General features: G+C 27.7%; 14 protein-coding genes. 1 reads left to right on the top strand and 13 read right to left on the bottom strand.

Features of this window, described 5'->3' with window-relative positions; genetic code table 11:
- Positions 1–10 precede the first annotated feature (10 nt).
- The 6 genes from ACFYH6_RS07725 to ACFYH6_RS07700 all read right to left on the bottom strand — a co-directional run bounded on the left by ACFYH6_RS07725 (position 11) and on the right by ACFYH6_RS07700 (position 5,820).
- Positions 11–469 (bottom strand): threonine/serine exporter family protein, encoded by a 459-nt coding sequence (locus tag ACFYH6_RS07725; RefSeq protein ID WP_316342263.1) that lies wholly within the window; start codon positions 467–469, stop codon positions 11–13.
- Entirely contained in the window at positions 470–1,234 is a 765-nt protein-coding gene (locus ACFYH6_RS07720; RefSeq protein WP_316342265.1) for a threonine/serine exporter family protein, read from the bottom strand. It abuts the gene before it with no gap.
- A 188-nt stretch (positions 1,235–1,422) separates the two neighbouring features.
- Entirely contained in the window at positions 1,423–2,280 is an 858-nt protein-coding gene (locus ACFYH6_RS07715; protein ID WP_416246479.1) for an IS3 family transposase, read from the bottom strand.
- 11 nt (positions 2,281–2,291) lie between these two features.
- Positions 2,292–2,618, bottom strand: coding sequence for a transposase (locus ACFYH6_RS07710; protein WP_316345662.1), 327 nt, complete (start codon positions 2,616–2,618; stop codon positions 2,292–2,294).
- A gap of 119 nt (positions 2,619–2,737) precedes the next feature.
- A complete protein-coding gene (locus tag ACFYH6_RS07705; protein WP_416180446.1) occupies positions 2,738–3,160 on the bottom strand; it encodes a UDP-N-acetylglucosamine pyrophosphorylase in 423 nt (140 codons plus the stop codon).
- Positions 3,161–3,207: 47 nt separating this feature from the next.
- Positions 3,208–5,820, bottom strand: coding sequence for a 3'-5' exonuclease (locus ACFYH6_RS07700; protein WP_416180445.1), 2,613 nt, complete (start codon positions 5,818–5,820; stop codon positions 3,208–3,210).
- 346 nt (positions 5,821–6,166) lie between these two features.
- On the opposite strand from ACFYH6_RS07700, the gene ACFYH6_RS07695 reads away from it, so the two are divergent.
- Positions 6,167–7,297 carry a metallophosphoesterase gene (locus ACFYH6_RS07695; protein WP_416180444.1) on the top strand — a complete coding sequence of 377 codons (1,131 nt, stop codon included), beginning with the start codon at positions 6,167–6,169 and terminating at the stop codon, positions 7,295–7,297.
- A gap of 137 nt (positions 7,298–7,434) precedes the next feature.
- Here the strand turns inward: ACFYH6_RS07695 and ACFYH6_RS07690 are convergent, their stop codons facing one another.
- From ACFYH6_RS07690 to ACFYH6_RS07660, 7 genes are all read right to left on the bottom strand, one after another.
- Positions 7,435–9,204 carry a M3 family oligoendopeptidase gene (locus ACFYH6_RS07690; RefSeq protein ID WP_416180443.1) on the bottom strand — a complete coding sequence of 590 codons (1,770 nt, stop codon included), beginning with the start codon at positions 9,202–9,204 and terminating at the stop codon, positions 7,435–7,437.
- A 71-nt stretch (positions 9,205–9,275) separates the two neighbouring features.
- Entirely contained in the window at positions 9,276–9,959 is a 684-nt protein-coding gene (locus ACFYH6_RS07685) for an AraC family transcriptional regulator (protein WP_316342270.1), read from the bottom strand.
- Positions 9,960–10,183: 224 nt separating this feature from the next.
- Positions 10,184–10,528, bottom strand: coding sequence for an FMN-binding protein (locus ACFYH6_RS07680; RefSeq protein ID WP_316342271.1), 345 nt, complete (start codon positions 10,526–10,528; stop codon positions 10,184–10,186).
- A 27-nt stretch (positions 10,529–10,555) separates the two neighbouring features.
- Positions 10,556–11,977, bottom strand: a complete 1,422-nt coding sequence (locus tag ACFYH6_RS07675) for a flavocytochrome c (RefSeq protein WP_316342272.1) — start codon at positions 11,975–11,977, stop codon at positions 10,556–10,558.
- A gap of 110 nt (positions 11,978–12,087) precedes the next feature.
- Positions 12,088–12,768, bottom strand: coding sequence for a response regulator (locus tag ACFYH6_RS07670; RefSeq protein ID WP_316342273.1), 681 nt, complete (start codon positions 12,766–12,768; stop codon positions 12,088–12,090).
- Positions 12,768–14,306, bottom strand: a complete 1,539-nt coding sequence (locus tag ACFYH6_RS07665; RefSeq protein ID WP_416180442.1) for an ATP-binding protein — start codon at positions 14,304–14,306, stop codon at positions 12,768–12,770. The genes ACFYH6_RS07670 and ACFYH6_RS07665 overlap by 1 nt, the downstream gene beginning before the upstream one ends.
- Positions 14,307–14,405: 99 nt before the next feature.
- Entirely contained in the window at positions 14,406–14,984 is a 579-nt protein-coding gene (locus ACFYH6_RS07660; RefSeq protein WP_416180441.1) for a hypothetical protein, read from the bottom strand.
- Positions 14,985–14,995: the final 11 nt, after the last annotated feature.

The following is a 14,995-nucleotide window of genomic DNA, read 5'->3' as shown; positions in this document are numbered from 1 at the left end:
TACAAATATATTATTTGTGAATAGCAATTTTATTATTCATTTTAAAACTCTTGTTTTTCATGAAAGTTTTGGTAAGAGTTGAAACTAATATTATTCCTAAGGCTAATGCACCTGCTGAAGCTATAGTTTTTATTCCTATTTCTAATGATTTCATAATATCACCAGTTATGGCTTCAACCATTGTATAATACATTCCGCCTCCTGGAACTAATGGAATTAAGGCTGCAATTACAAATGTAGTTACAGGTGTCTTTAAAATTCTTGCAAATATTTCTGAATATATACTTAATGCAAGAGAGGCTAAAAATAAGGATGTTATATCAGAATAGCCAAACATTAAGGCTAGCTTATATACAAACCACCCTAAAGCTCCACATATAGCAGCAAAAATTAAATTTTTACCCTTTATATTAAATACTATTCCAAAAGCAAAGGCTGCTATAAAAGCAGATAAAACTTCTAATATCATTTATATACCTCCAAAAACACTTATCCAAAAGCTTAAAACTACTCCAGTTCCAACTGCAACTGCTATGGCTGTTAAAAAAGCTTCTGCACCTCTTACAAGTCCTGATACTAAATCTCCAGCAACAGTATCTCTAATGGCATTAGTAATTGCAAGTCCTGGAACTAAAAGCATTATAGAACCTATAATAACCTTGTCCATATCATTTGCTAAATTTATTCTTATAGAAATTATAGCTAATAAAGCTAGAATACCTGCAGATATGCTAGTATTAAAAAAGGAATTAATTCCAAAATTATCACTCTTAATAGATACATATTTTACTGCTAGTCCAATAAAAAATGCTGCTATTGCATCTCTAAAAGACCCTCCAAATAAAAATACGAATCCAAAGGCTCCTATTGCTGAAAATAAAATTGTTGTTTTATTTGAGTATCTTTTTTCATCTTCAATTTCTTTAAGAGCTTCTTTTAATTCTTCTAATGTGATATTATCTCTATTTATATTTCTTGCTAAATCATTTACCTTATGAATTTTCTGCAGGTCAACTGAACGATTTGAAATTCTTTCAACTAATGATTTTATTGCTCCATTATGTGATATAGAGGATATTATTACAGTTGGAGTTGCAAAGCTACTTGCAGATTCTACACCTAAAGATATACAAATTCTATTCATAGTTTCTTCTACTCTATAAGCTTCTGCACCACTTTGTAACATTATTTTACCTGCATAATTAGCTACTTCAAGTATTTCATTTATCTCCATATTTTGTCCCTTCTTCTTTAAATTAACCTCATATATTATACAATCCTAAATTTAACATGTCTATATAAATTTTTTCAATATAAAATAGTAAAAATAGATATTTTACAAAAAAATTTTACTCCTATTATTAAAGAAAAGGCCCCTATATAAACTTGGCCCTGTCAAGTAGACAATAGGAAAAAGACTCTTTATGCGGCATGAGACTTATATTGAATAGGACTCATGCCATATTTTAGTTGTATTCGTTCATTGTTATAAAACCAAATATATTCATTGATTTCATTTATTATATTTTCCGCTCCTTGTGTTTTACTTAAGTATATTAATTCTGATTTTAAATGACCGAAGAATATTTCAATAGGAGCATTATCCCAACAGTTTCCACGACGAGACATGGACTGAGTAATACAATGCCTTTTTAAATCATCGCAATAAGCTTTTCTTGTATATTGAAATCCTTGATCTGTATGCAATATACATCCTTCTTTCAATTGTAGATCATATAGCTGCTCTAATGTATCATTAACTAGTTTTACATCATTTCGAGTACTCATGTTATAAGCAATAATTTGATTATTATATAAATCTTTTACTGCACTTAAATATAAAAATCGACGACTAGATTTATCTAGAGGAATATATGTTATATCCATGCATAACTTCGTTAACGGTCTAATTGCTGCAAAGTCTCTATTCAATATATTCTTCGCTACTGATGCAGGTTTAAACTTATGCTTATATACTTTTTTACGTATAACAGCTTTTATATTCATTTCATTCATTAGTCTATATACACGCTTATGATTGATTTCAATTCCTAATATATTATTAAGATAAATGCATATTCTCTTTCTTCCATAAGTTCCTCTGTATTTATTATGTATATCTAGTATATGGCTCTTAATTATTCTATCTTGGATATCCTTTTCTGTAACTATATCCTTACGTTTAAGCCACTTATAATAGGAGCTACGCGCTACTTTTGCCAATAGGCAAAGGCGAGAAATACAATATCGCTCTGATAATAAAAATATAATTTTGTAGATATTAATTCGCTTTATTCTTTTATCAGAGCTTGCAATTTTTTTAGGAATTCATTCTCCATTCTTAAATACTCAACTTCTTCTTCTATTGATGAAAATTTAGTCTTTGGTCGCCCTTTCCGTGAGCCATTAGCTTGAATTTTAGATTTTTTACCTCTATTTTCAATATCGAAAGCTTTATCACCTTCAGCTTGATATTTTTTTACCCAATCATAAACCCTCTTTTTTTCACTTAAACCTAATTCCTTTGCAATTGTATTTGCTCCTATATGTTTATTTAAATACATATCAACTGCTTTTAATTTAGTTTCTTTTGTATATTTTTTTTGAACCTTACTCATAAACAATCCCCTCCATAGTAAACAAATATTTAACCTAATTATAAAGGTCTTTTTATATTTGTCTACCATAAGGGGATTATACTAATATGGCGCCTTCTTAATTAAGAAATTTAAAGTTATTAAATACCCTTAATAATTTCATCTATATTTTCTACTGATGCATTTCTAATTGTAAAAATTATATCTTCATCTATTCTTAGCTTAGTTTCATTATTATTAGTCTTTACCTTATTTAAGCTAAGACCTGAATTACCAAATTCTCTATATTTAGTTGGAGATAAATCTATATTAAATAATCCATTCTTTGCTCCAGTTATCTTTAATAAACTTCCCTCTAAGCCACTATCTTTTATCTTTAATGTAATAATATTATTACCTTTTAATACCACCTTATCTTCTGGTGCTGCTATAACTTCTACTTCACCAGTTATCGTTATCCACCCTCCACTAAGCTTTGACTTAGCTAATATGTTAACACTATATTCTTCTGTAATCTTAGTTAACAATTGTCCAAGATTATAAATATTTAAATCATACTTCATTATTTTTTTCCTCGCTGTTTAATAAAATTTCCTTCATTATACTACAATTAATAATCATTATCCATATATTCTTTATTTATATTATTAATTAAGTTACTTATTTTATTTTCTCTACCATAGTCCTCATATTGATGATATGTCAAATATAAATGCTTCTTTGCCCTTGTTAAAGCAACATAGAAGGTTCTCATTTCCTCTTCTATATTATTTGATTTTAAGGCCATATAGGAAGGGAAAACCCCCTCTTGAAGTCCGCATATAAATACTATATCAAATTCAAGTCCCTTAGCTTGATGAACTGTAATAATAGGTATTCTCTTTTTATTAGTTCTATTAACAATTAAACTTTCTAGTTCTCCATTAGATAAACCTGTTATCCTAATAATGTCTAATAAAGAATCTCTATTACTTTTTTCTTTATCCTCTAATTCCTTAACTAATACATAGAAATCTCTAAGTCTTTCTATTTTTTCATTAGCTTCTTTTTCAATTTCACTACTTCTACCACTATATAAGGTTTTTAAGCTAAAGCCTTTAATTATATCAACTATTATTTCATCTGGTCTTCTACTTTTAGCTCTTTCAAATAATTCATTTAATGCAGTATTAATTTTTGTAAAGGCTTTTAAATGATTATTAACTAAGCTAATTCTTTTAAAAGAAGTTGGTATTAAATCATAGGAGATAGCTCTTACTAATAAGTCTTTAGTTGCTAAGATATCATCCATAGCATCATGACTTGGTTTATTCTCTGTATTAAATACTTTACTTAAGGTTTCTAATTTATAGTTTTGTAATTTAGTATGAAATCTCCTATATATATCTAATGTGTCGTAAAAAGCTTTAAACTTTGGTCCTTCTAAATTATTTCTACTAAGCTCACTTGCTAAAATATTTATATCATATTGCACATTATGGCCAACTATAATCGAGTCCTTAGAAAACTCTACAAATTCCTTTAAAACTTTTTCCTTATCTTCTCCTTTTTCTCTTAAAAAATCATCACTAAACCCATGTACCTTATAGGATCCTTCTACAGATTTTTTGTTTTTCAAGAATTTTTCAAAGCTATCTATAACTTCACCTTTAGAATTAATCTTAACTGCAGCAATTTGAATTATTTCATCCTCTGTAACATCTGTTCCTGTACTTTCAACATCAAATACAATTACATTGTTTCTTTGAAACTCTTCTATTAATAGAGAATATTTTTCTCCATATACTTTTACATTTTCATCAATAAAGTCAGTAAGTGCTATTCCAACTTCCTTATATTCTTTAGATTCAATTGCCTTTAATGTAGATTCTCCAATGCCAGTTGGCAACCTTTTTACTATTCTTTTTAAACTAACATTGTCATATCTATTAGCAATAAGCTTTAAAAAGGCTATTACATCCTTTATTTCTTGCCTTCTAAAGAACTTAAATTGGTCAACTAATATAAATTCAAAATTGGCACCTTCATAACCAATTATATTTCCTAGTTCTCTACTTAAATTTATATTGTAATTATTATCTCTACTTAATATACAAGCTTTAGAAATATCCTCTCCACCCTTTTCTAAATTTCTAATTTCATCAAAGATAAATCTAGCTTCTTCTCTTAAATTCTTTGCTTTTCTTAGCTTGATTTTGTCTCCTTTTTCATTAGTAATTGATGTGATTCTATCTTTATAAATAGAAGAATACTTCTTGTTAAAGGCGTTTTCTAAAAAGCTTAAGGAGCCATCTGTAATATATTTTGTAGATCTATAATTTTTAGTAAATACAACTTCTGTTGGATTATAACCTTTTTTAAATAAATCTAATATTTTATCAGGTTCAGATCCTCTCCAACCATAAATGGTTTGAAACATATCTCCACAAAGTAATATATTATTATTGCCAAAAATTTTTTCAATTATTGAATACTCTAATGTGCTAGTATCTTGTACTTCATCAATATTAATATACTTAAATTGATTTTTTAAAACTTCAACTAATTTCTCATCTGTAAGCAATTCCTTTGCCTTTATAGTTAAATCTGCAAAGTCTAGTCCATGGTTACTGTAAAGCAGAGAATTATATAACGTTACTAATTCTCTACCTTTACTCTCTAAGAATTCCTTCATCTTTAAGTCTAGATTTCCCTTATTACTACAAATAGATTTAATTTTATCACCTTGATATTTAAATATATGTTCAATTACTTTATTATAATTTTTAAAAGAATCCTCTTCCTTAAAATTAAGTTTTGTATTTTCTATTTTAACTAACTCTATAAATTGTTGAAGTTTATTTACTGGGTAATTATAATAATTACATTCCTTTATTATTTCCTTACAATCTTCTTCGTCAAATACTAAGAAATCAGTAAATATATCTGTTCTCTTTTTAGCTTCACTCTTTATTAAATCAAAGCAAAAGCTATGAAAGGTTCTAATAGTGATGCCCTTAGCTTTTTCTCCTACAATATCTTCAATTCTACCCTTCATTTCTGCACAGGCTTTATTAGTAAAAGTAATACATAATATTTCTTCAGCTTTTGCTTTTTTAGAATTTATTATATTTGAAATTCTACTAGATAGTGTATTTGTTTTTCCTGTTCCTGCAGAAGCAAGAAGCAAAATATTCCTTTCTAGTTCATTTACAACTATTGATTGCTCTTTATTTAAAGACATTTTACCACCTCCTAGTTTATTTCTATTTACATTTTATCATACTATTTTTCTAGTATTAAAAAAAGTCGTAATAAAGGTATCATTATGACTTTTCATCTGTTCACTTTCTAATTCCATCTCTATTAAAGGTTCTCCATAAATGTATTTCATCCTCTACTATCATAATTATTGTAGCTAGTAACATTACTAATAATTGAAGGTTCTCACAATGAATATGCTTACAATTATTAAAAATACCATTTTATATCAATCTTCTATTAAATTTATCTTTTATTATTTTATATTATTACTTAGAATCTTACCAATATGCTATAATTATAAAAAAGAATTTCTGGGAGTTGATAAAATGAAAGATAAATATATAATATTTTACACTATATTTTTCAGTTTATATTCTATCTTAAATTTTTATATAGGAAAGGTAATATTAAAAGGGCTTAAGATTACTACTAATATATCTCCTTTACCCTTTTGGATAGCATTTTGTACCTTAGCATCATCTTATATAGCTTCTATGGTATTTACTAAGTATTTGCCTCATAGCCTAAACAATCTCTTTTCATTTATTGGTTCTTATTGGCTTGGGTTACTTATGTTTAGTTCATTAATATTTCCTATTTTAGGACTAATTAATTTAATATTAAAAAAAGCTTCTTTGTTAAACAATAAAATTTATATAATGGAAACAGTATTAATGACTATAGTATTTGTAATATTTATAATAATTGGTAGCTATAATGCTAATCACTCTTATGTTAAATCCTTTGATATTGATATTGAAAAGGATACCTTAAAAGAGCCATTAAATATAGTTATGGTTTCTGATTTACACTTAGGTAATGTTGTTAAAAATAATAGATTAAAAAGTATGGTAACTGAAATAAACGAATTAAATCCTGATTTAGTCATTATTGCTGGGGATATTATTGATAGTGATATTACTCCTTTTTTAAATCATAATATGGCTATAGAGTTTTCTAATATAAAATCTAAGTATGGAACTTTTGCTACCTTAGGAAATCATGATATATTAACTAAAGAAGAAGACACCATAGTAGATATCCTTAAAGAAAATTCCATTACTGTTTTAAGAGATGAATCAGTTTTAATTAATGATAATTTCTATATAATTGGAAGAGATGATATAACAGTAAATAGATATGGCAGTGAGGATAGAGCTACTCTGGAGGATTTAACCAAAAATTTGGATAGTTCTAAGCCTCTAATAGTTATTGATCATAATCCACAATATTTAAATGAAAGTTTAAATGCTCATATTGATTTACAACTATCTGGTCATACTCATAAGGGACAAATAATTCCTGGCAACTTAGTTACTAACAAAATCTTCGAAGTTCATTATGGATATTTAAAAAAGGATACTTTAAATGTTGTAGTTTCTTCAGGTTACGGTACATGGGGACCCCCTCTAAGATTAGGAAGCAGAAGTGAAATAGTTCAAATCAAACTAAGATAGAAATTAAAGAATTAAAAAATGAAAAAATTAAAAATGAGCTGTATTACAGACAGCTCATTTTATATAATCACATTTCAAAAACTCCCTTGGAGTTTTTTCCTTAACTCTTCACTATTAACTATTCTCTATTACTTTATTTAATAACTTAATTCTATAAACTTTTCTATATCTTCTTCAATAAGCTTAAGTGAATTTCTCCAGAAGTTAACATCATGAACATCTATATTCATTATCTTAGTTACATCTGCTACCATATTCTTACCTGTAACTGCTAGTAACTCTTCATATTCCTTACAGAAGCTATGGCCTCTCTTTAAATATTCTGCATATAATCCCTTAGCAAATAAGTTTCCAAAGGCATATGGGAAGTTATAGAAGTTTGCAGTTGCATAGTAGTAATGTGGTTTCCAAGTCCACATATATTTATGAAGATAATTGTTATCTAATCCATCTCCATAAGCTTCTTTTTGTGCATTAAGCATAGCATTATTTATTTCCTCTACTGATAAAGAACTTTCTTTTCTCTTTTCAAATACTTCACTTTCAAATAAGAATCTTGAGTATATGTCTACAATAACTTGATTGCAATCTGAAATTTCAGCTTCTAAAATAGCAAAAGCTTCTTCCTTACTAGCTTCTTTTACAGCACTCTTTTTAATAATTATTTCACAGAAATTAGAAGCTGTTTCCGCAAGAGTCATAGGATATTCTGAATTTAGCATAGTCTCGTTGTTTAAGCATTCTCCATGGAATCCATGTCCAAGTTCATGCGCCATAGTTACAACATCACTAAAACTATTTCCATAGTTTAATAATATTCTACTTTCCCCAATATCTTTAATACTTGCACAGAATGCTCCTCCTACTTTACCTTCCTTAGGATAAACATCTAGCCAATTATTTTCAAAAGCCTTTAAAACAAAGTCAGCTAAATTATCACTAAACTTTCTAAAATTCTTTTCTACAAAAGCTTTTCCTTCTTCAAAGGTAAATTTCATTTCTTTTTCTATTACAGGAGCATATAAATCATAAAATGGAAGCCCATTTTTATGTCCTAAAATTTCTGCTTTTCTTTTTAAATATTTTCTAAATGTTGGTAAACTTTCTTTAATAGCTGTAAGCATAGCATTTAAAATATCTTCATCCATTCTAGATTCTTCTAATGTCATATGAAGAGGTGATTTATAACCCTTAAGATTTGAAGTAGTTATTACTTCTCCCTTAATGCCATTTAACGCAGCAGCTACACCCTCTTCTATTTTTTCATAGGATTTTATTTCTGCTTCGTATGCCTTTTTCCTAACTTCTGGATCCTTGCTATATGCCATATTTAATACAACTGTTAGTGGAAGAGATTCTTCCTTTCCATCTACATTAATATCTACCTTATGTGTTGATATTAAATAATCTTTATAGTTTGACCAAGCATCTGAACCTGTGGTTCTCATCTTAGCTATTATAGCTTCTTCTTTATCACTTAACATATATTTATTCTTATTGATTATTTCTTTAATTATAAATTCATGATTTTTTAATAAAGTTGATTTATTAATTACTTCATCTATATTTTCTATACTAGCAATCCATTTATAAATCTTAGTTAAAGGTTCTGCTAAAAGACTATTTTTATTATTTATAACATCTAAATACTTTCTTCCTTCAACATTCTTTGAATCAGCACTAACAGTTAAACTAGCAAATGAAGCTACCTTACTAATAAGAAGATATATATTTTCAAGATTATTAATTATATCCTCTAAAACTCTTAGTGTATCCTCTTCTTTATTTAAGTTTTCTGAAAAAACTTTTAACTCATTAATATTTTTATCCACCTTATCTAAATCTTCAAGAAATTCTTTAGATGTAAATGAGGGATAAAGTTCTTTTAAACTCCAATTATCTGACATGTTTTTGCCCCCTTATATTTGTTTATATTAAATTATAGTATTTATTTAGCACTTTATCAATAAAATTACACTTATATTGAATAATTTTTATTCCTATATTTAAGTGGAGAAACTCCTACTAGCTTTTTAAAGGTATTGGTAAAGTGGCTTTGATCATGAAATCCTAACAAAATACTTATTTCCAAGATACTTTTTTCAGTACTTAATAATAAAATTTTGGCTCTTTCAATTTTTATTTCTCTTAAATATTTCATTATGGATATCCCTTTATATTTTTTAAAACATGTTGATGCATACCCAACTGAAATATTTAAAGTTTTACATATTTCTTCTAGGGATATGTGATTTTCAATATTTAAATGAAGGGCTTGCAGAAGCTTATTAACTGTGAAACTATCTGTAATTTCTGTATCATTAATTAGTAATTCCATATATTCGTTTATCATATCTAATTCTATTTCTTGCATTATATATATAGAACTTGCCTCTTTAATTCTTCTATAAAATTTATTATAAATTGGATGTAAATATTTCTTTGCAATTCCATTTCTTATTATTTCTCTTGTATAAATTGCATTCCATATAATAAGGTCGTCCATTTTATGTTCTTTATCCACCTCATCATAAATTTCTGAAGAATGCTTTGCCTTAATAACCTTTATTATTTCTTCTTTATTTCTGGAATCAATTAATAATGACATTTTATTGTTAAAAATATTAAAGTCAGACTCAAAGCTCTCATATCCATCATTCATAAATATACACTCCCTATATACACGATAATAATTATATACATATTATATTATATATACTAAAACGCCTTCAATATTTTACTAAAATTTTACATTGTATTAATTAAACCGTCTTTATATTGAAAATATTATAGTAATCATTATCAATTTTATTAATTTCTCATAAAAAATAGACAGATAGTTTATTTTATAAACTACCTGTCTTATTATATATTTACCCTTTGATATTATTTTGTTGCTGCTGTTAAAGCACTATTTACAGCATCTATTACTCCCTTTGAAGAGTTTGTTGCCCCTGATATTGCTTCAACTCCCTCAGTTCCTTGCTTTTCTATTATTTCTGGAACTAAATTATCTTGAACACCTTCAACTAATGTTTTAGTTTCATTATGCTCAACAAGTTTAACTTCAGAAATCTTACCTTTTGAAACTACTACTTCTACTTTAATTACACCTGATGCTCCTTGTCCTTCTCCTTGGTATGTTCCATCAGTATATTTTCCGCCACCACAGCCTACTAACAATGAAGCTGATATTGAAATAGCTCCTATAATTGCTATTAACTTTTTCATGATTATTCCTCCTACATATAAATTAAGTTATTTTATGAATGCTGCTGCATTTTTTCCAGCTGTTCTACCAAAAGTAACTATATCAGCTAAAGCATTACCACCTAATCTATTTCCTCCATGGATTCCACCAGTAACTTCTCCTGCAGCGAATAATCCTTGAATTATATTTCCATCTGTATTAACAACTTCAGCATTAGTATTAATTTTTAATCCACCCATAGTGTGGTGAACTGCTGGTGTTACAGGAATAGCATACACCTTACCTTCATTTAATTGTCTTGGAAGATCTTCTCTATTAAACTCTGAATCTTTATTTGCTGCTACTGCATCGTTATATTTATTTATACTTTCTACCATAGTATCTTTATCTATTGATAATTTTTCTGCTAATTCTTCTACTGAATCTGCTTCTGTTACTAATCCCATATTGAAGTATTCTTCAGTAGCCTTTAAGCTCTTTCTTAATCCTTCATCAAAGAAAAGATAAGCAACTCCATCCTTTTGTTCTAATATTGCTTTGGAAACTACATCTCTAGTTAATAATTCATTAGTAAATCTCTTACCATCTTTATTAATAAGGATAGCACCATTTCCTCTTACAGCTTCAGTAACCATTACAGCTTTTTCTGGAACAACTGTTGGATGAGTTTGAATTTCTTCAATATCAACTAAATCTGCTCCAAGTTTTTCTGCTAAAACTATTCCATCTCCAGTAGCTCCGCTGTGATTAGTAGTAGCAAATCCTTTTAATTCTTCTTTGTAGCTAACAACCATTTCTTGATTAGCTGAGAATCCTCCAGCAGCTATAACTACTGCTTTTGTGTTAATAGTATATTCTTTACCTTCTTTATTAGTTGCCTTTATTCCTGAAACATTACCATCTTTATCTAGTATTATTTCCTTAGCTTCGTTCCAAAGTCTTAAATCTACTTTTTCATTTTCAGCCGCTGTCTTTAAAGTATCAACTAAGTGAGCACCTACTGCTGCACCACCAGTAGGTCTATGTGTTCTGTAATTTGTTGATCCAGCCATCTTACCTACATCTGAAAGGTCAGCTCCAAGTTCAGTTAACCATGCTACTGAATCCTTTGCTTCATTTGTTAATTTTTCTACTAATTCAGGGTTATTTTTATTATATCCACCCTTCATAGTGTCATTATACATTGTTTCTATAGAATCTTCTATGTTCTTGTTTTTTTGTTGCTCTGTTTCTGCTGCATTTAACCCACCAGTAGCTCTATTAGTGTTACCACCTACCATAGGCATTTTTTCTAAAAGAATTACATTTTCTACGCCTTCTTGTTTAGCTTGTACAGCTGCTGATAGTCCTGCTCCACCTGCTCCTATAATAACTATATCAGCAGTTTCTTTCTTAGAACCACACCCAACTAATGCTGTAGGAACTAAAATTAAAGCTGACATTACTAATGCTAAAGCTTTCTTTTTCATTTAGTATTTCTCCCCTTGTTTTTTAGTTTTTTTACAGCTTTAGTATATTTGTTAATTAATAATCAATCAATATTGTGGTCTTATTGTTTATTTTGGTCTTTTTGGTCTTTTTATTTTACTTTATAATAATTAGTTGGCCTTCCTATTTTCCCATACTCCTGATACATTTCAACTTTGCTTTCTTCTACCATTTTTTCTAAGTATCTTCTTGCTGTAACTCTTGCAAGTCCACATCCATTAGCTATTTCTTCAGCTGTTAACTTATCATTTTTTTTTAATTTCATAAATTCTATTATCTTATTATAAGTTTTTATATTTAATCCCTTACAAAGTTCTTTTTCTTCTTGTTCTACATTTATATTTACTATATATTGATCTATATGTTCTTGATTTATATCTTCAACATTATTTAACTCTAAAAACCTATTCTTATAATTAATTAATGATTCTTTAAACCTTTCAAATTTGAATGGTTTTATTAAATAATCTATAGCTCCATATTTAAAAGCATCATCTACAGAGGCTTTACACTTATCTGCTGTAATTAATATTGTATCTAAATTTATTTCTTCTAATCTAATCCATTTCAACAACTCTATGCCTTTACCATCAGGTAAAAACACATCTAATAATACTAAATTAGCCTTACACTTTCTTAATTTAATTTTAGCTTCTTTTATAGAACTGGCATCATCTATCACCTTAAAACTACCTATTTTTTCTAAAAATCTTTTGTTAATTTCTTTAACCATTGGGTCATCTTCCACAATAAAAACATTAATTATATTCATTAAATCTTTACCTCCCATATTGTCAATTCATCTGATGTTAATTTCAAATCTCCATTTAATGAATTTATTATACTATTCACATTATACAATCCTAATCCTCTAAAACTTCCTTTTGTGCTAAATCCCCTTAAAAATATTTTTTCTTTTAGTTTATCATCAATTTTATTTCCATTATTTTTTACTATAATGTTTATTTTTTCCTCTTGGAAGATACCTATGTATATATATCCATCATCTCTTCCCTTCAATTCTTCTATAGAATTTTCTAACAAGTTTCCTACAATAGTCAACACATCTTGTATCACAATATTTTTAGGTATTTCTTTTAAATTTGAGTTTTCATCTACTTCAAACTTTATCTTAAGTTCATCGGCTTTATTATATTTTGAAAAGATTAAACCTTGTATTGATGCTTCTCTTATCTTCTTCAAAGAATCAGTTATTGCTCCTCTATTCTCGGTTGTTTCAAAAATATATTCTAAAGCCTTATCGCTTTCATCTAATTGAATTAAACCAGCAATTGTATGTAATTTATTCATAAACTCATGATTTTGAGCTCTTAAATTCCAAGTTAATTCCTTTACACCAGTTAACTCTGCAGCCATATTATGAACTTTTGTGAAATCCTGAAAACTAGCTATTGCTCCTACTATTTTCCCATATTCACCAATAATGCTGTAAAAATTTGCCATAATTATCACATTATTATTAAGTCTAATTTCTTCATTGAAAATTCTACTTCTTCTATACATAACTTCATTTAACAAGCTCTTTATCTTATCATCAATAATTTTATTAGAATGGAGCTTTAATATTTCATAAGCTTTACTATTAATTACAGTTATTTCCCCTAAATTATTTACAGCAATAAGTCCTTCTTCAATGTTATTAATAATAGACTCCTTTTCCCTAAGCTCATTTGCTATTTCTTCTGGTTCTAATCCATAAATATCTGATTTTATATTTTTTGCTAATTTCTTAGCTAAAAATATAATAATAATTAAAACTCCCATAAACACAGGTATTAAACCATTAAAAAATTCTACCACTTCGCTTCTTATATCTCTCTTTAAAACTCCTACTGCTACTGCTCCAACTTGTACACCATCTTTATAAACCGGTGTAAAGCCTCTCACAGATTTTCCTAAGTGACCTTCACCTTCCGAAACATAGGTTTCCCCTTCAGTCAATACTAGTTTTTCATCTCCTCCTAAAAATTTTCTACCTATATTATCTGGAATTGGATGTGAGTATCTTATTCCTTCATTATTCATAACTGTTATAAATAATAACCCTGTTTTAAGTCTTACTCTTTCTGTAAAGTTTTGTACCTTATAATGGGTTGGATCTGAGCCATCTGCTAGTTCTTTTTGTATCATAGGATTAGAAGAAACAACAAAAGCTATATCTATTAAGCTTTTTCCTACTGTTTCCGATACTTTAGACTTTATAATAGCTAATGAAAATATGCTAATTATCATTATAACAGTCATAAATATTCCAATAGTTAATCTAGTTAGTTTCTTTTCTAAACTCATTTTTACCTCTTTTTTTCTTAGATTTCTTAACCATTATATAATAAAGCATAAATATTAATAAAAAAAGAACCATCTTAAATGATTCTTTTTAACTTATCCTTATTTCTTTCTAATAATATCTAATACATAAGTCTTAAACTCTTCAAAAGTCCCTTTCGTTATAGATGCTCCCTTATTGATTTTTCCACTTGAGAAATTATATTCTGCTGAACCATAGTTAAAACTTGCACTGGAAACAATTATACTTGAATCAGTAACTCTATAATTTACATCTGTTAACATTACTTCTTTACAAAACTCTATAAATTCATTTGCTTTTTCTAAATCGCCTTTACTAACTTCATTCAAAGTAAATTTAAATAAACCATAACCTCCAATTAAAGGTACCATTTGACCACTCGCCATATAAAATACTTTCCCCATATTATAAAAATATTTCATATTCCCATAAGTCATTGTTCTATATTCATTATTTATTTCTAAATTCTTATTATCTAAGCCTTGAAATTTTTCAACTATATCATCCCAAGCTTTTGCTTCAGCTGATTTATTATTACTTATTACACTTTTAAATTGTTCATATGCTTTTTCTAAATCATTTTCCTTATTTATAATTGAATTATTTACTTTAACCACATACTCATTATTTTCGAATACTAATTCCACTTTACTATTCATAACTAAACTCC

This window comes from Clostridium sp. HCS.1 (assembly GCF_047900555.1).
Classification (GTDB): domain Bacteria; phylum Bacillota; class Clostridia; order Clostridiales; family Clostridiaceae; genus Clostridium.
This window is presented reverse-complemented; position numbering and strand designations above follow the sequence as displayed.